Origin of the sequence: Actinomycetospora endophytica, from assembly GCF_021026375.1 — a bacterium.
Taxonomy (GTDB): domain Bacteria; phylum Actinomycetota; class Actinomycetes; order Mycobacteriales; family Pseudonocardiaceae; genus Actinomycetospora; species Actinomycetospora endophytica.
The window spans coordinates 693,250-712,689 of record NZ_JAJNDB010000001.1 but is presented as its reverse complement, the minus strand read 5'-3'; the positions used below and the strand labels follow the sequence as shown (position 1 = coordinate 712,689).

Annotated in this window: 17 protein-coding genes; 15 read left to right on the top strand and 2 right to left on the bottom strand. The window is 74.5% G+C overall.

The genetic code is table 11. The features are described from left to right. Positions 1-7 precede the first annotated feature (7 nt). Positions 8-868 carry a bifunctional methylenetetrahydrofolate dehydrogenase/methenyltetrahydrofolate cyclohydrolase gene (locus tag LQ327_RS03445; protein ID WP_230730124.1) on the top strand — a complete coding sequence of 287 codons (861 nt, stop codon included), beginning with the start codon at positions 8-10 and terminating at the stop codon, positions 866-868. 4 nt (positions 869-872) lie between these two features. Beyond that, positions 873-1,445: a DUF3017 domain-containing protein gene (locus tag LQ327_RS34545; RefSeq protein ID WP_230730123.1), complete on the top strand. Its 573-nt coding sequence runs from the start codon at positions 873-875 to the stop codon at positions 1,443-1,445. On the opposite strand, the gene LQ327_RS03435 is transcribed toward LQ327_RS34545, so the two are convergent. Continuing rightward, positions 1,417-2,784, bottom strand: coding sequence for an ABC1 kinase family protein (locus LQ327_RS03435; RefSeq protein ID WP_230730122.1), 1,368 nt, complete (start codon positions 2,782-2,784; stop codon positions 1,417-1,419). The two genes, LQ327_RS34545 and LQ327_RS03435, sit on opposite strands and share 29 nt — an antisense overlap. 258 nt (positions 2,785-3,042) lie before the next feature. On the opposite strand from LQ327_RS03435, the gene LQ327_RS03430 reads away from it, so the two are divergent. The 8 genes from LQ327_RS03430 to LQ327_RS34535 all read left to right on the top strand — a co-directional run bounded on the left by LQ327_RS03430 (position 3,043) and on the right by LQ327_RS34535 (position 12,632). After that, positions 3,043-4,260 (top strand): NADP-dependent isocitrate dehydrogenase, encoded by a 1,218-nt coding sequence (locus tag LQ327_RS03430; protein WP_230730121.1) that lies wholly within the window; start codon positions 3,043-3,045, stop codon positions 4,258-4,260. A 133-nt stretch (positions 4,261-4,393) separates the two neighbouring features. Further along, positions 4,394-5,686, top strand: coding sequence for an AI-2E family transporter (locus LQ327_RS03425; protein ID WP_230730120.1), 1,293 nt, complete (start codon positions 4,394-4,396; stop codon positions 5,684-5,686). Positions 5,687-5,785: 99 nt separating this feature from the next. Then, the gene (uraH, locus tag LQ327_RS03420) at positions 5,786-6,133 is read left to right on the top strand and encodes a hydroxyisourate hydrolase (RefSeq protein ID WP_230730119.1); all 348 of its coding nucleotides are present in this window, start codon (positions 5,786-5,788) and stop codon (positions 6,131-6,133) included. Positions 6,134-6,139: 6 nt separating this feature from the next. Further along, the gene (gene pucL, locus LQ327_RS03415) at positions 6,140-7,051 is read left to right on the top strand and encodes a factor-independent urate hydroxylase (RefSeq protein WP_230730118.1); all 912 of its coding nucleotides are present in this window, start codon (positions 6,140-6,142) and stop codon (positions 7,049-7,051) included. Between the two features lie 40 nt (positions 7,052-7,091). Beyond that, positions 7,092-8,471 (top strand): allantoinase AllB, encoded by a 1,380-nt coding sequence (gene allB, locus LQ327_RS03410; RefSeq protein ID WP_230730117.1) that lies wholly within the window; start codon positions 7,092-7,094, stop codon positions 8,469-8,471. A 35-nt stretch (positions 8,472-8,506) separates the two neighbouring features. Beyond that, positions 8,507-9,976, top strand: coding sequence for an allantoicase (gene alc / locus LQ327_RS34540; protein WP_308286238.1), 1,470 nt, complete (start codon positions 8,507-8,509; stop codon positions 9,974-9,976). Continuing rightward, positions 9,964-11,394, top strand: coding sequence for an 8-oxoguanine deaminase (locus LQ327_RS03395; protein WP_230730116.1), 1,431 nt, complete (start codon positions 9,964-9,966; stop codon positions 11,392-11,394). Before alc ends, LQ327_RS03395 begins: the two co-directional genes overlap by 13 nt. Beyond that, complete coding sequence (locus tag LQ327_RS34535) at positions 11,391-12,632, top strand: DUF6986 family protein (protein WP_230730115.1); 1,242 nt, start codon at positions 11,391-11,393, stop codon at positions 12,630-12,632. The genes LQ327_RS03395 and LQ327_RS34535 overlap by 4 nt, the downstream gene beginning before the upstream one ends. Before the next feature lie 51 nt (positions 12,633-12,683). On the opposite strand, the gene LQ327_RS03385 is transcribed toward LQ327_RS34535, so the two are convergent. Next, complete coding sequence (locus LQ327_RS03385) at positions 12,684-13,568, bottom strand: SDR family oxidoreductase (protein ID WP_230730114.1); 885 nt, start codon at positions 13,566-13,568, stop codon at positions 12,684-12,686. Positions 13,569-13,653: 85 nt separating this feature from the next. On the opposite strand from LQ327_RS03385, the gene LQ327_RS03380 reads away from it, so the two are divergent. The 5 genes from LQ327_RS03380 (at position 13,654) to LQ327_RS03360 (ending at position 19,369) form a co-directional block, all read left to right on the top strand. Beyond that, the gene (locus tag LQ327_RS03380; RefSeq protein ID WP_230730113.1) at positions 13,654-14,226 is read left to right on the top strand and encodes a TetR/AcrR family transcriptional regulator; all 573 of its coding nucleotides are present in this window, start codon (positions 13,654-13,656) and stop codon (positions 14,224-14,226) included. A 107-nt stretch (positions 14,227-14,333) separates the two neighbouring features. After that, a complete protein-coding gene (locus LQ327_RS03375; RefSeq protein ID WP_230730112.1) occupies positions 14,334-15,350 on the top strand; it encodes an isopenicillin N synthase family dioxygenase in 1,017 nt (338 codons plus the stop codon). Further along, positions 15,347-15,826, top strand: a complete 480-nt coding sequence (locus tag LQ327_RS03370) for a nucleoside deaminase (RefSeq protein WP_230730111.1) — start codon at positions 15,347-15,349, stop codon at positions 15,824-15,826. The genes LQ327_RS03375 and LQ327_RS03370 overlap by 4 nt, the downstream gene beginning before the upstream one ends. 10 nt (positions 15,827-15,836) lie before the next feature. Beyond that, complete coding sequence (locus tag LQ327_RS03365; RefSeq protein ID WP_230730110.1) at positions 15,837-16,676, top strand: FAD binding domain-containing protein; 840 nt, start codon at positions 15,837-15,839, stop codon at positions 16,674-16,676. Continuing rightward, the gene (locus LQ327_RS03360) at positions 16,673-19,369 is read left to right on the top strand and encodes a molybdopterin-dependent oxidoreductase (RefSeq protein ID WP_230730109.1); all 2,697 of its coding nucleotides are present in this window, start codon (positions 16,673-16,675) and stop codon (positions 19,367-19,369) included. Before LQ327_RS03365 ends, LQ327_RS03360 begins: the two co-directional genes overlap by 4 nt. The last annotated feature ends 71 nt before the right edge of the window (positions 19,370-19,440 follow it).

The following is a 19,440-nucleotide window of genomic DNA, read 5'->3' as shown; positions in this document are numbered from 1 at the left end:
GGGCGACGTGACCGCGACGATCCTGGACGGCAAGGCCACCCTCGCGACCATCATCGCCGAGCTCACGGAGCGGGTCGCGAAGCTCGCGGCGTCGGGCCGTGCCCCGGGCCTGGGGACGGTGCTCGTCGGGGAGGACCCCGGCTCGCAGTCGTACGTGCGGGCCAAGCACCGCGACTGCGCCAAGGTGGGCATCACGTCGATCCGCCGTGACCTGCCCGCCGACGCCACCCAGGCCGACGTCGAGCGGGCCGTCGACGAGCTCAACGCCGACCCGGCCTGCACCGGCTACATCGTGCAGCTGCCGCTCCCGAAGGGCCTGGACGCCAACGCGGTGCTCGAGCGGGTCGACCCCGACAAGGACGCCGACGGGCTGCACCCGACCAACCTCGGCCGGCTGGTCCTCAACGAGCCCGCGCCGCTGCCGTGCACCCCGCGCGGCATCGTCGAGCTGCTGCGCCGCTACGACGTGCCCCTCGACGGCGCGAAGGTGGCGGTGCTCGGCCGTGGCATCACGGTCGGGCGCCCGCTCGGCCTGCTGCTGACCCGGCGCAGCGAGAACGCGACCCCGACCCTCTGCCACACCGGCACCCGCGACGTGGCCGACGAGATCCGGGCCGCGGACATCGTGGTCGCCGCCGCCGGGGTGCCCGGGATGGTCACGGCGGACATGGTCAAGCCGGGTGCCGCGGTGCTCGACGTCGGCGTCTCCCGCGGCCCGGACGGCATCCTCGGTGACGTCGCCGAGGACGTCCGCGAGGTCGCCGGCTTCGTGGCCCCGAACCCCGGCGGCGTCGGCCCGATGACCCGGGCAATGCTGCTGACCAACGTGGTCGAGCGGGCGGAGGCGCTGCTCGGGAGCGGACAGTGATCGTGTGACGGCCCCGGACGACCCCGCGACGACGGCCGACCCCGGCCCGACGACGGCCGACCCCGGCCCGACGACGACCGACCCGGTCCCGGCCACGACCGGCCCGGCCACGACCGGCCCGGCCACGAGCGGCCTGGCCACGAGCGGCCCGGCCACGACCGGCCCGGCCGCGACCGAGCCCGGCCCGACCACCGGCGCGCTCCCGACGACGGTGCTCCCGGAGACCGACGGCGGGCGCCCCGGAGCGGGCCGCCACGCCCGCGAACCCCGCACCGCCGCGTACTATGCGCGGGCCCTCGGGCGCCGCGTGCGGGCCCAGGCGCCGCTCACCGCGGTCCTGGTGGTCGTCGCGATCGCGTTCGTCCGGATCGGGCTGCAGCACTGGCGCGAGGGCACGACGGAGCTGGGGGTCGCGCTGCTGCTCGCCGCGGCGCTGCGGGCCTCGCTGACCGACCGCGTCGCCGGACTGCTGGCGGTGCGTCCCCGCCGGGTCGACGTCCTGACCTACACCCTGTTCGGCCTGATCGTCATCCTCGTGTCGCTGACGATCACCGGCGGGCCGCTGGCGAGTCGCTGACCGGGTCCGCGAACCCGGCCACCCACTCCTCGGCGCAGCCGCGCGCCGGGACCGTCACGTCGAGCCGGGACAGCACGCTCATCCACCCGCCGGTCACCCGCAGCAGCGACATCCAGTGCGCGGGCAGGTCCAGCGAGCGACCGGTGCCGCGATGGGCCGCGCCGAACGGCGACACGATCCGGTGGCCCTGGCGGCGCATCCACGCCTCGGTGAAGTGGAACGTCTCGCCCTTCAACGGATCCGCCAGGCCGCCGACCCAGGCGGCGATGTCCTCGTCCCCGGTCTCACCGGTCAGGAAGCCGGCCTCGCGGGCCGCCGTCGTGACGCCGGGGTCGTCGTCGGCGAGCATGCGCATCAGCCGTCCGAGGACGGCCGGCACGCCGTCCGGCAGTTCGGCCACCGCGCCGAAGTCGACGAGCCCGACCCGGCCGTCGCGGAGCACCAGCACGTTGCCGGGGTGGGGGTCGGCGTGCAGCAGCCCGACCCGGGCCGGGCTGGAGAACAGCAGCTCCACCAGTGCGCCGGCCACCCGGTCCCGCTCGGCCTGGTCGTCGGCGTCGGTCGCCGGCCGCAGGCTCCAGCGCGAGAGCGGGACGCCGTCGAGCCACTCCGAGACGAGGACCGCGGGCGAGGACGCCACGACGGCCGGGACGCACACCTCGGGATCGCCGGCGAGCGCGGCGGCGTGCGCGCGCTGGTGGTCGGCCTCCCGGCGGTAGTCGAGCTCCGCGGCCGTCCGGTCGGAGATCTCGTCGAGCAGGGCCCGGGCGTCGAGTCCGGGCAGGAGCCGCGTCAGCAGCCAGGACGTGCGCCGCAGCACGGAGAGGTCCGAGCGCAGCGCCGCCTCCGCGCCCGGGTACTGGATCTTCACGGCGACGTCGCGGCCGTCGGCCCACGTCGCCCGGTGGACCTGGCCGAGGCTCGCGACGCCGGCGGGCTCGTCGTCGAACGCGGCGAAGCGCGAGCGCCACCCCCGCCCGAGCTGCTCGGCGAGGACCCGGTGCACGGTCGCGGCGGGCATCGGTTCGCCGGTGGTCTGCAGCCGGGTGAGCGCCTCGCGGTACGGCTCCGCGACCTCCGCCGGCATCATCGTCTCGAACACCGCGAGGGTCTGGCCGAGCTTCATCGCCCCGCCCTTGAGCTGGCCGAGCACGGCGAAGAGCTGGTCGGAGTTGCGGGCCAGCGCCTCCCGGCTCAGCGCCTCGGGATCGCCGCCCAGGGCCCGGCGGCCCCACCCCGCGACCGAGCGACCCGCCGCTCCCAGCGGGAGCATCGCCAGCCGTCCGGTGCGTCGCGCGGTGCCCCGGGTCGCGCCCGTGTCCGTCCGGTCGTCGCTCATCGGCTCGCTCACCTCCGCGTCGCGCCGGGCGGGTGGCCGCAGCGGATGCGAAGAATGCCAGAGTCACTGCACCCGGAAGGATGCCGATACCGGGTGCCCTGGACCGGTGATCCGGCTGACTCCCGCGGACCCGTCGTCCCCGGTGAGGCGTTGATAGCGTGACCGAAGTGGGAGCGCACGGGCGCCGCAACCGGCCCCGGTGAGCGCCCCCGTGTCCGTGCGGCGCCGTGACCCGGCGCGAGAGGAGAGCCCGCAGACGTGGCGAAGATCAAGGTAGAGGGCACCGTCGTCGAGCTCGACGGCGACGAGATGACCCGGATCATCTGGCAGTTCATCAAGGACAAGCTGATCCACCCGTACCTGGACATCGATCTCGAGTACTACGACCTCGGGATCGAGAAGCGCGACGAGACCGACGACCAGATCACGGTCGACGCGGCGAACGCGATCAAGCGCCACGGGGTCGGCGTCAAGTGCGCGACGATCACTCCCGACGAGGCCCGGGTCGAGGAGTTCGGCCTCAAGCGGATGTACCGCTCGCCCAACGGGACGATCCGCAACATCCTCGGCGGCACGATCTTCCGCGAGCCGATCGTCTGTTCCAACATCCCGCGCTACGTCCCGCACTGGACGAAGCCGATCGTCGTCGGTCGTCACGCGCACGCCGACCAGTACCTCGCCCAGGACTTCAAGGTCCCCGGCCCGGGCACGGTCACGATCACCTACACCCCCGCGGACGGCTCCGAGCCGTGGGAGTTCAAGGTCGCCGACTTCCCGGAGGACGGCGGCGTCGCGCTGGGGATGTACAACTACAAGAAGTCCATCGTCGACTTCGCCCGCGCCTCGCTGCGCTACGGCCTCGACCGCGGCTTCCCGGTCTACATGTCGACGAAGAACACCATCCTCAAGGCGTACGACGGCATGTTCCGCGACACCTTCGAGGAGATCTTCGAGTCGGAGTTCAAGGCCGACTTCGAGAAGGCCGGGCTCACCTACGAGCACCGCCTCATCGACGACATGGTCGCCGCCGCCATCAAGTGGGAGGGCGGCTACGTCTGGGCCTGCAAGAACTACGACGGCGACGTCGAGTCCGACATCGTCGCGCAGGGCTTCGGCTCGCTGGGCCTCATGACCTCGGTGCTCATGACCCCCGACGGCACCGTCGAGGCCGAGGCCGCCCACGGCACGGTCACGCGGCACTTCCGTCAGCACCAGCAGGGCAAGGAGACCTCGACGAACCCGATCGCGTCGATCTTCGCCTGGACCCGCGGGCTCGCCCAGCGCGGCCGGCTGGACGGCAACGACGCGCTCATCGACTTCGCCCAGAAGCTCGAGGACGTCTGCATCAACACCGTCGAGAGCGGTCAGATGACCAAGGACCTGGCGCTGCTGGTGTCCAAGGACGCGCCGTACCTGAGCACCCAGGAGTTCCTCGACGCGCTCGACGCGGGCCTGCAGAAGGCGATGGCCGGCTGAGGAAGCGGCGGCCGATACGCGACGAAGGGCATCCCCGGTAAGAATTCGGGGGTGCCCTTCGATCGCTGGTGGGTACGACTCGACCACCTCGCAGCTGACCGGCCCCGGGGCGCTCCTCGAAAAGGACGAGAACGTGACGCAGCCGAACCCCGCCGTCCCCGGCGGCAACCCGCCGGCGCGGCGCGAGACCCGGGGCAAGTTGATCGGCGACGGCCTCGCGTGGACCGCCCGCTGGAGCCTGCGCCTGGTCCTCACCGCGCTCGGGGCCTCGCTGATCGGCGTCGTCATCGGCCAGCTGTGGTCGATCGTGCTACCGGTGCTGCTCGGACTGATCATCGCGACGGTCCTCGAGCCGCCGGCCACCTGGATGCGGATGCACCGCGTCCCGCCGCTGCTCGCCGCGCTGATCGTGGTCATCGGTGCGCTCGCGGTCGTCGGCGGGGTGATCGCGCTGATCGCCCCGCAGGTCGTCGCGCAGGTGCCGCAGCTCGTCGGGGGCGCGACGGCGGGTCTGAACGACGTCGAGCGCTGGCTCTCGTCGACGTTCGGGCTCGGTCAGACCCAGATCGGCCAGGTCGTGCAGGGCGCGATCAACCAGCTGCAGAGCTCCGCGACCTCGATCGCCGGCACCGTGCTGACCGGGCTCACGACGATCGCCAACGGCCTCGTCGACGCCGTGCTCGCCCTGGTCCTGGCGTTCCTGTTCGTCAAGGACGGCTACCGCTTCCTGCCGTGGATGCGCCGCCAGGTCGGTGCGTCGGCCGGCACCCACCTCGCGGAGGTCGGTTCCCGGTCCTGGGACCGCCTCGGCGGCTTCATCCGGTCGCAGGCCATCGTCGGCTTCATCGACGCCGCCTGCATCGGCATCGGGCTGGTGATCATCGGCGTCCCGCTGGCGCTGCCGCTGGCGGTGCTGACCTTCTTCGGCGCGTTCATCCCGATCGTCGGGGCGCTCACCGCGGGCGCGCTCTCGGTACTGATCGCCCTGGTCTCCAGCGGCTTCACGAAGGCCCTGGTCGTCCTGATCCTCATCCTCGCGGTGCAGCAGATCGAGGGGAACCTGCTCCAGCCGCTGGTCCAGGGCCGCGGGCTGGGGCTGCACGCCGCGGTCGTCATCCTCGCCGTGACCGGCGGGGCCAGCGTCGCCGGGATCGTCGGCGCCTTCCTCGCCGTGCCCGTGGTCGCGGTCGCGGCGGAGATCGCCCGCTACATCAACGTGCAGATCGACGCCCGGGCGCGCTCGGACGAGGAGCACCCGTCGGACGTGCCGGGCGGCGCGAACCCGAAGACGCCCACCGAGCCGACGCGCCCGACCTGGTCGCTGCTGCGCCGGGTCCGCGGCCAGGATCCCGACGACGGCGAGGCCGGCACCGACCCGTCCGGGTCGTCCGACGGCACCGGCCCGCGGACTGCGGCGAACGAGTGAACCTCGCCCCGCGGTGGAGGTGTTCACCGCGGGGCAACATCGCTGGCCTTCACTCGATCGCGACCCCGAGCCAGTCGGAGACAAGGAGCACCGGTCCCGTTGCCCGAGAGCGAGCCGATCGAGCGGCTGTCGACCCACGTGCTCGACGTGGCGGCGGGGCGCCCCGCCGAGGGCATCCCGGTCGTGCTCGTCCGTGACGCCGACCAGGCCGTGCTCGGGCGCGGCACCACGGACGCCGACGGCCGGGTCGGCCGGCTCAACGACGAGCCGTTCGCGCCCGGGGACGTGACGCTGACCTTCGACGTCGAGGGCTACGTCTCCCGGACGCACGGCACCGTGTTCCACCCGAGGATCACGCTGCACGTCCGGCTCGACGGCGCCCGGCGGCACTACCACCTGCCGGTGCTCGCCGGACCGTTCTCCCACACGACCTACCTGGGGAGCTGATCGCGCGTGGGCATCGTCCTGGGCACCAACCAGTACGGGAAGGCCGAGGTGCGGCTGGTCCACGTGGACCGCTCGACGCCGCGGCACGTCATCACCGACGTCAACGTCACCAGCCAGCTGTTCGGCGACTTCAGCGAGACGCACCTGACCGGCTCGAACGCCGCCGTGATCGCGACCGACACGCAGAAGAACACCGTCTACGCGCTCGCCCGCACCGGGGGCATCACGACGATCGAGGAGTTCGCGCTGCGGATGGCGCGGAACTTCGTCGACAAGTATGACCAGGTCACCGGGTCGCGCCAGGAGATCGAGCAGTACGGCTGGGGCCGGATCGAGACGTCCGAGCCCGGCGAGCACGATCACGCGTTCGTCCGCGCGGCCACCGAGACCCGCACCGTCGTCGTCACCAAGCGCGGGGACGCCGAGACGGTGATCTCCGGGCTGACCGACCTCACCGTCCTCAAGAGCACCGGCAGCGAGTTCTGGGGGTTCCCGGAGGTCGAGTACACCTCGCTGGTCGAGACCACCGACCGCATCCTCGCGACGGCCGTGTCGGCCCGCTGGCGGTACGGCGGCACCTCCACCGACCACGACCAGCGCGACTGGGACAAGGCCTTCGCCTCGGTGCGCCAGGTGCTGCTCGACCGGTTCGCCGGCACCCACAGCTACTCGCTCCAGCAGACGCTCTACGCGATGGGCCGGGGCGTGCTCGAGACCCATCCGGAGATCGTCGAGATCCGGTTCTCGATGCCGAACAAGCACCACTTCCTCGTCGACCTCTCGCCCTGGGGCCTCGAGAACCCGAACGAGGTCTGGCACGCCGCCGACCGGCCCTACGGCCTCATCGAGGCGGCGGTCACCCGCGACGACCTGCCGGCCGACGAGGCCGCGTGGGCCGGGATCGCCGGGTTCTGCTGAGCGTCGGTCCCGGACGGGGAGCCGTTAGTCTCGCCAGGCGATGGAGCCCGATCGCCATACCCTCGTCGTCCGTGCCCGCCGCGCGGTGCTGCCCACCGGGACCGCACCCGCCGCCGTCGTCGTCGCCGACGGCCGGATCGCCGACGTCGTCGGGATCGACGCTCCGGCCCCGGACGGTGCCGCCGTCGTCGACCTGGCCGACGACGAGGCGCTGCTGCCCGGCCTCGTCGACAGCCACGTCCACGTCGACGAGCCCGGCCGCACCGACTGGGAGGGGTTCGCGACGGCGACGGCCGCGGCCGCCGCGGGCGGGATCACCACGCTCGTCGACATGCCGCTGAACTCGATCCCGCCGACCGTCGACGTCGACGCGCTGGTCACCAAGCGCGACGCGGCCCGTGACCAGGTCGCCGTCGACGTCGCGTTCTGGGGCGGCGCCGTGCCGCTGCGCGACGGCGTGCCCGACCCGGACGGCGCCGTCGACCCGGACCGGATGGCCGCGCTCGTCGACGCCGGGGTGTGCGGGTTCAAGTGCTTCCTCACCGACTCCGGGGTGCCCGAGTTCCCGCCGGTCTCGCACGACGATCTCGAGCTGGCCGCCCGCACCTGCGCGGAGCTCGACGTGCCGCTCGTGGTGCACGCCGAGGACGACGGGGTGCTCGGCGAGGCCCCGCCCGCCGGCCCGGACTACCGCTCCTTCCTGGCCTCGCGTCCGCCCGGTGCCGAGACGACGGCGGTACTGCGGCTCGCGTCGATCGCGGCGCGCACCGGTGCACGCGTGCACGTCCTGCACGTCTCCGCGTTCGAGGCCGCCGAGGAGATCGGCGCGGCCCGGGCGTCCGGGGTGCCGATCACCGGGGAGACCTGCCCGCACTACCTGGCGCTGGCGTCCGAGGAGATGACCAGCACCGCCGGGAAGTGCTGCCCGCCGGTGCGCTCGGAGTCCAACCGTGAGCTGCTCTGGGGCGCGCTGGCCGCGGGCCGGTTGCAGGCCGTCGTCTCCGACCACTCGCCCTGCCCGCCCGAGCTCAAGGACGGCGGGTTCGGCGAGGCCTGGGGTGGGGTGTCGTCGCTGGAGCTCGCGCTGCGCGTGGTGTGGTCGGGCGCGCAGGCGCGGGGTCACACCCTCGACGACCTCGTCGCCTGGATGTCGGCCGGCCCCGCGGCCCTGGCCGGACTGGACCGGGGGCCGTCGTCGAAGGGGGCGATCGCCGTCGGCCGCGACGCCGACCTCGTCGTGTTCGCCCCCGACGAGGTGGCCGAGGTGGACCCCGCCGTCCTGCACCACCGCCACCCGGTGACGCCGTACGCGGGGCTGGCGCTGCAGGGTGCGGTCCGGCGGGTGTGGTTGCGCGGGTCGGAGTCGCCCGGCGCGGGGAGCGGGCGCCTGCTCGCCCCGGAGCGGAAGGGGAACACGTGACCGCTGGGGCGAGCGGAGCGACGGGGAGGGCAGCTGTGTCGGGCGCGTGGGTGGACCTGGCGGTGCGCGCCGCCGGCGGCGGGGTGGTCGCCGCCAGCGACGAGACCTTCGCCGAGAAGGAGAACCTCGTCTCGACCGCCGCCCCGACCCACACCGCGCACACCTTCGGGCACAAGGGCCAGATCTACGACGGCTGGGAGACCCGCCGTCGTCGCCAGGTCGGCGACGGTCCCGGGCCGACGGACCCGGCGGGCGACGACTGGGCGGTGATCCGGCTCGGGCTGCCCGGGATCGTGCACCGCGTCGTCGTCGACACCGCGTTCTTCGACGGCAACCACCCGTCCTCGGCCGAGATCGACGTCCGGTGGATCGAGGGGCATCCGTCGCCCGACGAGGTCGTCGACGGGCCCTGGGAGCGGCTGTGCGGGACCGAGCTGCAGGGGAACACCGCGCACATCGTGGCCGTCGAGCACCCGCGCGCGGCGACCCACGTCCGGCTGCGCATCCATCCCGACGGCGGCGTCGCGCGGCTACGGGTGCTGGGTGAGGTCCTGCCCGACGTCCGGCGCTGGCGCGGGATCGGCGTCGACCTCGCGTCGCTGGCCGCCGGCGGCCGCGTGCTGGACGCCTCGAACCGGCACTACTCGCCGCCGGAGAACCTGCTGCTCCCGGGCACCGCCGCGGACATGGGCGAGGGCTGGGAGACCCGTCGCCGTCGGGAGGGCGGGTTCGACTGGGTCGACGTCGCCCTCGGGGTGGCCGGGCGGGTGCACCAGGTGGTCGTGGACACCACGCACTTCGTCGGCAACGCGCCCGGGACGGTCCGGTTGGTCGCTCCCGGGACTCCTGAGCTCGAGTTGCTCCCGGAGACCGCCGTGCAGCCCGACGCCGAGCACTGGTTCGGGGTCCCCGACGGGCTCGACGACGGCCTCGTCGTCGACCGGGTCCGCGTCGAGGTCCGTCCCGACGGCGGGTTCGCGCGGCTGCGGCTGTTCGGTCGCCCGACCCCGGAGGCCGCTGCGGCGGCGGGGATGCGTCGCTTCGGGGCGATGCCCGCCGCGGTGGCCGAGCAGGTGCTGCTCGGCTGCTGCTCGGCCCCGGACTGGGCGGCGGCCGTCGTCGCGGGCCGGCCGTACGCCGACCTCGAGGCGCTGGTGTCCGCGGCCTCGGAGGGCGTGCTCGCGCTGGACGAGAAGGGCCTCGCGACCGCACTGGCGGGCCACGCGCGGATCGGGGCGCCGAGCGACGGGGCCGGGGCGCGCGAGCAGGTCGGGGTGGCGGGTCTCGACGAGGCCGGCCGCCGGGAGCTGGCCGAGGGCAACCGCGCCTACGAGGAGCGCTTCGGCCACGTGTACCTGGTGCGCGCCGCGGGCCGGTCGGGCGAGGAGATGCTGGCCCTGCTGCACGAGCGCCTGCGGCACGACCCGGAGACCGAGGCGGAGGTCGTGCGCGCGCAGCTCGCGGAGATCACGGCGTTGCGGATCGAGTCGTTGTGGACGCCGTAGGGGGTGATGTCAGCGATGCGGCGTCGCTGACACCGGACGTCAGCGACTCCACATCCTCACCGGCCGACCTGCTGGTGCGCGGCGCGACGCTGTTGGCCACCTGCGACGACGCGGGCACCGAGCTCGCGGGCGGCTGGGTGGCGATCCGGGACGGCGTGATCGCGGCGATCGGCACCGGCCCCGAGCCCGAGGCGACCGAGGTGCTCGACGCGACCGGCTGCCTCGTCACACCGGGGCTGGTCAACACCCATCACCACCTCTATCAGAACCTCACCCGCTGCCTGGTCACCGACGGGACGCTCTTCGAGTGGCTGACCGGCCTCTACCCGGTGTGGGCGGGGATCGACGAGGAGGCGGCCTACCTGTCGGCGTGGGTCGGGCTCGCGGAGCTGGCGCTGTCCGGCACGACGACGTCGACCGACCATCTCTACGTCGCCCCCCGCGGCGCCGGCGACCTGTGGGGCGCGGAGATCCGGGCGGCCGGCGAGGTCGGGATGCGCTTCCACCCCGCGCGCGGCTCGATGACGCGTTCGGTGAAGGACGGCGGGCTGCCGCCGGACTCCGTCGTGCAGGACGACGACGAGGTGCTCGCCGACTCCGAGCGGCTGGTCGCCGCCTTCCACGACCCCTCGCCGGGCGCGATGGTCCGAGTCGCGTTGGCGCCCTGCTCCCCGTTCAGCGTGTCGCCGTCGTTGATGGCCCGGACCGCCGAGCTCGCCGAGCGCCTCGACGTCCGCCTGCACACCCACCTCGCCGAGGACGCCGACGAGGACACCTACTGCCTCGAGACGTTCGGGCGGCGGCCGGTGGACCAGTTCGACGAGGTCGGGTGGCTCACCGACCGCTCGTGGGTGGCGCACTGCCTCTTCCCGGACGACGGCGAGATCGCCCGGCTCGGCGCGGCGGGCGTCGGGGTGGCGCACTGCCCGTCGTCGAACTCGGTCCTCGGCAACGAGCGGATCTGCCCGGTGAGCGACCTCCGCCCGGCCGGGGCGCCGGTGGGGCTCGGGTGCGACGGGTCGTCGTCGAACGACATCGCCTCGTTGTGGGTCGAGGCGCGGCACGCGATGATGCTCGGCCGCGTGCGGGGCGGGCCGACCGGGATGTCGGCGCGGCAGGTGCTGACGATGGCCACCCGCGACGGGGCCCGCTGCCTCGGCCGGGACGGTGAGATCGGGCAGCTGACGCCGGGCGCGGTGGCCGACCTCGCGGTGTGGCCGCAGACCGGGCCCGCGTTCGCCGGGGCGCTGACCGACCCCGTGGCCGCGTGGTTGCGCTGCGGCCCGACGGTCGCGCGGCACACCGTGGTGGCCGGGCGGCCGGTGGTGCGGGACGGCGTGGTGACGGCGCCGGGGATCGACGACGTGCTGGCCCGCCACCGGCTCGCGGCCACCCGTCTGCAGGGGCTCGTCCGGTGAGTGACCCCGCCGAAAGAGCCAGCGATGCGGCGCCGCTGACGTTCGACGTCAGCAACTCCACATCCTCGCCCGGTCTTGCCGACGGGTTTCTCGACGCGCTCGACGCCCGACTCGCCGTCACCGACGCCGCCCTCGACGCCGACGAGGCTGCCCGCGCCCGCCTGGCCGACCGCGACCCCGAGCCCGTCCACGTCTGCTACCTCCCGGCCGACCAGGTAACCGCCACCACCGCCGCCGACTGGGGCGACGAGGCGGCGGCGGTCCTCGAGCGCTACGCCGGCGACCCCGACCTGCCCGCCGTCCTGGGCCTCACCCCGGCGGAACTGCGCGAGGCCCTGCCGCGCGTCGCGCGCACCCTGACCGCCCAGCCCGTCGCCGACCTCCGCGCCGACCTCGAGGACGGCTACGGCCACCGGACGGATGCCGAGGAGGACGCCGACGCCGACGCCTCCGGCCGCGCCGTGGCCGCGATGCTCGACGGCCCCCGAGCCCCGAGACGCGCCGGACCGCGGGTGAAGTCCATGGAGCGCGCGACCCGCCGTCGGGGGCTGCGCTCCCTCGCCCGGTTCACCGACGCGTTCCTGACGGCGGGCGGCGACCCGGCCCGGCTGCGCGTCACCCTGCCCAAGATCTCCGCACCCGAGCAGGTGGCATCGTTCGTCGAGGCGTGCGCCGCGCTCGAGGCCCACCACGGGATCGGGCCGCTGCCGATCGAGCTCCAGATCGAGACCGCCCGCGGCGCGCAGCGGGTCGACGAGCTGGTGGCCGCCGCCGGGGCGCGCGCCGCCGGCCTGCACTACGGCACCTACGACTACTCCGCCGCCCTCGGCATCGCCCCCGACCAGCAGCGCGCCGACCACCCGGCCGCCGAGGACGCCAAGTTCGCGATGCAGCGAGCCGGCGCCGCGGCGGGCGTTCCGGTGTGCGACGGGTCGTCGGCGATCCTCGCTGTCGGCGACCGGGACCAGGTGTTCGCGGCCTGGCGCGTCCAGGCCCGCATCGTCCGCCGCGCCCTCGACCTCGGCATCACCCAGGGCTGGGACATGCACCCGGCGATGATCCCGGCCCGCCTCGCCGTCGTGATCGCCTTCCATCGCGAGGGCCTCGACGCCGTCAAGGACCGCCTACGCGCGTACCGGGCAGGCGCGTCGGGTGCGGTCCTCGACGAGCCCGCGACGGAACGCGCGCTGGTCGGGTTCCTGCGTCGCGGTCAGGCGTGCGGGGCGATCGACGAGTAGGTGCCCTCCGGGCCCGTGAGCACTCAATGACGCTATAGCGTCAATGAGTGCTCACGAGCGCGGAGCGCACCTCAGGTCCTCCAACAGACTCGGGTGGGTCGGCGTCCACCCGAGCGCCTCGCGCGTGTGGGACCCGGAGGCCGGCTGGTCCATCGCGAAGATCGGGCCGAACGGGCCGAACTCCTCCTCCGGCCGGGACTCGACGGGCAGTTCCAACCGGCGCCCGAGGGCCGTCGCGATGTCGAGGACCGCATCGCCCTCATCAGCCACCGCGTGCCAGGACGTCCCCGCCGGTGCCGACTCCAGGGCCAGTCGGAACAGCACCGCGGCGTCGAGGGCGTGCACGGCCGGCCAGCGCTGCGTCCCGTCGCCGGGGTAGCCCACCACACCCGCGCGCCGTGCGTGCTCGGCCAGCAGACCCGCGAACCCGCCCTGCCCGTCGCGGTGGACGGTGCGCGGCATGCGGACGGCCGTGGCGCGCACCCCCCGCGGGGCCAGCGCGAGCAAACCGTTCACCGACCGGCCCCGGCCCCCGACCGGACCGTCGGTCGGCAGCGGATCGGACTCGGTCGAGGGGCGGCCCGGGACCCAGGGCGTGCCCGAGACGGTCGCGATCGGGCGGTCGCTGCCGACCAGTTCCTCACCCAGCACCCCGAGCGCCGCACCCTCCTCGGCGATCGACCGCTCCAGCGCCTCGGCGCTCGAGTAGTCGGATCCGAACGCCAGGTGGATCACCCCGTCGGTCTGCGCGGCCCCGGTCCGCAGGACGTCGAGGTCGGCCACGCGACCGGGCAGTGCCTCGGCGCCGGCCTTCTCGACGGCCCGCGCGGACTCGTCCGAGCGAGCCAGCGCGAGCACGGAGTGGCCGTGGGCGAGCAGTTCGGCCACGACCGCGGAGCCGATCGTGCCGGTACCGCCGGTGACGAAGACGCGCATGGGGAACCCTCCCGCAACGATGAGACCGTGTCTCATCACCGTAGCACCGTGACGAGACCATGTCTCATCGCTAGTGTCGGGTCCCGTGGCGCGCTGGGAACCGAACCCGAGGATGCGGCTGGTGCGCGCCGCGATCGACCTGTTCGCGGAGCAGGGCTACGACGACACCTCCGTCGCGCAGATCGCCGCGCGGGCCGGGCTGAGCAAGGCCACGTTCTTCCGGCACTTCCGCGACAAGCGCGAGGTGCTCTTCGCCGGGCAGGACGACCACAGCACGCTGCTCGCCGAGGGAGTCGCGACCGCGCCGGCCGGGGCCACCCCGCTCGAGCTCGTCGCCGCCGCGCTCGACACCGTGACCGCGAGCTTCGTCGACGAGCAGCGCACGTTCGGAGCCCGGCTCCGCCAGGTTGTGGCCTCGCACGACGAGCTCGTCGAGCGTGACGCCTTCAAACGCGCCGGCCTCGCGGCGGCCCTGGGCGCTGCGCTGCGCGAGCGCGGAGTCGCGGACCCGCAAGCCGGCCTGGCCGCGGACCTCGGCGTCGAGGCCTTCCACCGCGGGTTCGGTCGATGGAGCGACGGCGAGGGGACGGAGTCGTTCGGCGCGCTCGCCCGCGCCGAGCTCGACGCGCTGCACGCCGCCGCCGTCGCCCTGCGATAGACCCGCCCTCCGATAGACCCGCCCCACGGAGCGCGCGCACGACCTACAGTGGACGGTCCCCGGCACCGTGGCCGCCCCGATCCACCCGCCGCCACGGAGGTCCGCGTTTGTTCACCGTTCCCACCGTCGACCTGGCGCCCTACGTCGACCCCGACGGTGCCCCCGAGGCCCGCGATCGCACCGCGAGAGCGCTCGACGAGGCGTGCCGCACGGTCGGGTTCGTGCAGGTCGTGGGCCACGGCATCGCCGAGGACACCGTCGACGGACTCGCGACCGCCCTCGACGACGTCTTCGCCCTCCCGATGGCGGCCAAGAAGGCCCTGATCGTCACCGACGGCACCAACCGCGGCTACAGCCCGCCCCGCTCCGAGTCGGTCAGCCGGAGCCTCGGCGTCGAGCAGGCCGCACGGATGAACGACTTCTTCGAGGCCTTCAACGTCGGCACCGCCGCCGACGGCCCGGCCGCCGGCGGTGACGGCAACGTCTGGCCCGACGTCGAGGGCTTCCGCGACCGGGTGCAGCAGTGGTTCAGCGAGGCCCAGCGGGTCGCGCGCACCTTGACCACGGCGTTCGCCGACGCGCTCGCCGTCGCCCCCGACACCTTCACCCGCCTCGCCCGCGACCCGGTCGAGGTGCTGCGGATGAACCACTACGCGCTCGAGGAGCAGGACCTCCCCGAGAACGCCGACCTGACCGGCATGGGCGAGCACACCGACTACGGCATCGTCACCGTGCTCTGGGCCGACCGGGTCGCCGGCCTGCAGGTGCTGGGTCCCGACGACGGGTGCTGGCACGACGTCCTGCCCGACGACGGCGCGCTGCTGGTCAACCTCGGCGACCTCACCGCCCGGCTCACCGGCGACCGCTGGCGCTCCACGCTGCACCGGGTGAAACCGCCGGTCGAGGAGGGCCGGGTGAAGCGACGCCGGTCCGCCGCCTTCTTCCACGACGGCGACCCGGACGCCGTCGTCGGGACCCTCCCGCTCGACCTCGCGCAGCCGTACCCGCCGATCACGATCCGCGAGCACCTCGCCGCGAAGCTCGCCGGGAGCCGCGGCGGCACGCTCAACGCCGCCGCCGAGCGGGAGGCCGCCCGCGTCCACGCCGCCGGCGGTGCCGGGTGACCGCCGACGAGACCTGGCTGGCCGAGGCCGTCGCGCTCGCGCAGCAGAACGTCGCCGACGGCGGCGGCCCGTTCGGCGCGGTGATCGTGGCCGACGGGGTGGTGATCGCCCGCGGGCAGAACCGCGTCACCCGGGACGTGGACCCGACCGCGCACGCCGAGGTCACCGCGATCCGGATCGCGTGCCGCGAACGCGGCGACTTCTCGCTGGCCGGCGCCGTGCTCTACGCCAGCTGCGAGCCCTGCCCGCTGTGCGTCTCGGCGTCGCTGTGGTCCCGGCTCGATCGGGTGGTGTTCGCCGCCGACCGCCACGACGCCGCCCGTGGCGGGTTCGATGACCGCGACTTCTACGAGCTCTTCGCCCGCGATCCCGGCACGTGGCCGATGCGCGTCGAGGCACTCGGCGGGACGCTCGAGCTGGACCCGCGGGCGCCGTTCGACGCCTGGCTCGCCAAGACCGACCGGGTCCACTACTGACCGCGGGGGGATGACGATGGATCTGCTCACCGTCGAGGCCCTCGAGCGACCCCGGGACGACGACGAGGTCCGCGCCGCGCTGCCGGGGCTCGGCCCGGACCGCGCGCTGCTCGGGGGCGGCACGTTCCTGTTCTCGGTGCCGCAGCCGCACCTGCGCGGCCTCGTCGACCTCACCGCCGCCGGGTGGACACCGATCACCGCCGCCGACGACGGCCTGACGGTCGCCGCCACCGCCACGCTCGCCCGGCTCGCCGACCTCGATCCCGCCGCGTACCCGCAGTGGCCCGCGCTGCCGCTGCTCGCCGGGTGCTGCGAGGCGCTGGTCGGGTCCCGGAAGGTCTGGCACGTCGCGACGGTCGGCGGCAACGTCTGTCTCGCGCTGCCGGCCGGGCCGATGACGACGCTGGCGGCGGCGCTGGACGGGGTGGCGACGATCTGGGACGCCTCCGGCCGGCAGCGTCGGGAACTCGTGGAGGACCTCGTCGTCGGGACCCGGCGGACCACGCTGGTGGCGGGCGAGGTGCTGCGGTCGATCCACCTGCCGGCCACGGCGCTGCGGGGCCGGACGGCGCTGCGCAAGGCCTCGCTCGCCCCGCTCGGGCGCTCCGCGGTGCTGATCGCGGGCCGTCGCGACCCCGATGGAGCTTTCACTCTCGCCGTCACCGCCGCGGTGCCCCGTCCGGCGGTGCTGCGCTACGAGTCGCTGCCCACCCCGGACCGGTTCGCGGCCGACGTCGACGCCCTCGGCGCCACCCACGGCGGCTGGTACGACGACCCGCACGGCACCCCGGAGTGGCGGCACGCGATGTCCCGCCACCTCGCCGAGGAGATCCGGGCGGAGCTGCGGTGACCAGCGTCGACGGCGTCCCGCTGCCCGCGGAGCCCCGGCCCGGTCAGTGCCTGCGGACCTACCTGCGCGATCACGGTCACCACGCGGTGAAGAAGGGCTGCGACGCGGGGGACTGCGGCGCCTGCACGGTCCTCGTCGACGACGTGCCGGTGCACTCGTGCCTGTACCCGGCGGTGCGCGCTCTCGGCTCGGCCGTGACGACGGCGGCCGGCGTGCCCGACGAGGTCGGGGAACGGTTCGTCGCGGCCGCCGGGTTCCAGTGCGGATTCTGCACCCCGGGGATGGTGACGACGGCGAGCGCGTTCGCCGACCGGCTCGCCGACCCCGCCGCCCGAGCGCGCACGCTGCAGGGCAACCTCTGCCGCTGCACCGGCTACCGCGCGATCGCCGACGCGCTCGACGGCCGGGCGAACACGGCGCGGCACGCGGCCGGGCCCGCCGTCGGGACCCCTGCCGCGGCGCCCGCCTCGGCCCGGATCGTGCGCGGCGCGGAGCTCTACACCCTGGATGGTCCGACGCCGGACGATCTGGCCCACCTCGTCGTCGTGCGCAGTCCGCACGCCCACGCGCGGATCACCGGGATCGACACCGCGGCGGCGCTCGCGATGCCCGGCGTGCTGGCGGTGCTCACCCACGAGAACGTCCCGACCACGCTCTTCTCCACCGCCCGGCACGAGAACCGCCTCGACGATCCCGACGACACCCGCATCCTCGACGACGTCGTCCGGTTCCACGGCCAGCGCGTCGCCGCGGTCGTCGGGACCGATCCCGCAGCCGCCGAAGCAGGCGCCCGCGCCGTCGTCGTCTCCTACGAGCCGCTCCCGGCGGTGCTCGACGTCGAGGCCGCGTCGGGGTCGGTGGCGATCCACGGCGACAAGGGGCCGGCGTCGCGCATCGCCGACCCGGCGCGCAACGTCGTCGCCGCCATCCACGAAGGAGTGGGCGACGTCGAGGCGGGGCTGGCCGAGGCGCGGTCGTCGGGCGGCGCGGTCGTCGGCGGGACCTGGCGCACCGGGCGGGTGTCGCCGTCGTCGCTGGAGACGCACGCGAGCCGTGCGTGGGTGGACACCGACGGCCGGGTCGTGGTCCGGACGTCGACGCAGGTGCCGTTCCTCGTGCGCGACGAGCTCGCCCGGCTCCTGGGCCGGGAGCGCGACGGGGTGCGGGTGTACTCGGCGCGGGTCGGCGGTGGGTTCGGGTCGAAGCAGGAGCTGCTCACCGAGGACCTCACCGCCCTGGCCGCCCTCGCGACCGGCCGGCCGGTGCAGTGGGAGCTCACCCGGACCGAGTCGCTCACCGCGACCCCGACGCGGCACCCGATGCGGGTGTCGGTGCGGGTCGGCGCGCGGCCCGACGGCTCGCTCACCGCGCTGGCGATCGACGTGCTGTCGGACGCCGGCGCGTACGGCAACCACTCGCCGGGCGTGATGTTCCACGGCTGCCACGAGTCGATGGCGCTCTACCGCTGCCCGAACAAGCGCGTCGACGCCGAGGCGGTGTACACGACGACGCCGCCGTCGGGCGCGTTCCGTGGCTACGGGCTCGGCCAGGTGCAGTTCGCGGTGGAGTCGGCGCTCGACGACCTGGCCCGCGAGCTCGGCATCGATCCGTTCGACCTGCGTCGGCGCACCGCGGTCCGGCCCGGCGACGATTTCATCGCCTCCGCGGCCCCGGCCGACCATCCCGACGACCTGCAGTTCGGCTCCGACGGCCTGCCGGAGTGCCTCGACCTGGCCCAGCAGGCTTTGCGTCAGTCCGGTGATCCGGCGCCGGACGGTCCGTCGTGGCGGGTCGGGGAGGGGATGGCCGCCGCGATGATCGCGACGATCCCACCACGGGGACACCGCTCCGAGGCGAGCGTGACCGTGGAGCCGGACGGGTCCTACCGGGTGCGGGTCGGCACCGCCGAGTTCGGCAACGGCACCGCCACGGTGCACGCCCAGATCGCGGCGACCGCGCTGTCGGCCCGGCTCGACCGCGTCGTCGTGACCGGCGCGGACACCGACGGCGTGGGCGTGGACACCGGCGCGTTCGGCTCGACGGGGACCGTGGTGGCGGGGACTGCTGTGGCGCGGGCGGCGTCAGCGCTGGCTTCCGAGCTACGGGGCAAGGCGGCGGCGCGGCTGGGGCAGGGATCGGAGGAGTGCGTGCTCGGCCCGGACGGGGTGCACGGCTCGGGTGGGGCGTTCGTCGGGCTGGCCGACCTCGCGGGGGCGCGGGGCGAGGGCCGGCACGAGGGCAGCCCCCGCTCGGTGGCGTTCAACGTGCACGCCGTCCGGGTGGCCGTGGACACCGCGACCGGCGAGGTCCGCATCCTGCGCTCGGTGCACGCGGCCGACGCGGGGGTCGTCGTCAACCCGCAGCAGTGCCGGGGGCAGGTCGAGGGCGGGGTGGCCCAGGGGATCGGGACCGCGCTGTACGAGGAGATCCGGCTCGACGACGCGGGGCGGGTCACCACCCGGGTGCTGCGCGACTACCACCTGCCCCAGTACGCCGACGTGCCCGCGACCCAGGTCTTCTTCGCCGACACCGTCGACACCCTCGGGCCGTTCGGGGCGAAGTCGATGAGCGAGTCGCCGTACAACCCGGTCGCCCCGGCGATCGCCAACGCCATCCGGGACGCGGTCGGCGCCCGGCCCCGTCGCCTGCCGATGACGCGGGACCGGGTGTGGGCGCTCTGCCAGGACGTCTGACCCATTGACCCGTCGAGGAGACGCTCGTGCACGCGGATGCGCCCGGAACGCGTGCATGCGCATCTCCTCGG

Coding starts and splice junctions, on each gene's coding strand:
- allB (WP_230730117.1), top strand. CDS start 7,092: ATGGAGCCCGATCGCCATACCCTCGTCGTCCGTGCCCGCCGCGCGGTG.
- LQ327_RS03435 (WP_230730122.1), bottom strand. CDS start 2,784: ATGAGCGACGACCGGACGGACACGGGCGCGACCCGGGGCACCGCGCGA.
- LQ327_RS03385 (WP_230730114.1), bottom strand. CDS start 13,568: ATGCGCGTCTTCGTCACCGGCGGTACCGGCACGATCGGCTCCGCGGTC.
- LQ327_RS03365 (WP_230730110.1), top strand. CDS start 15,837: ATGACGATGGATCTGCTCACCGTCGAGGCCCTCGAGCGACCCCGGGAC.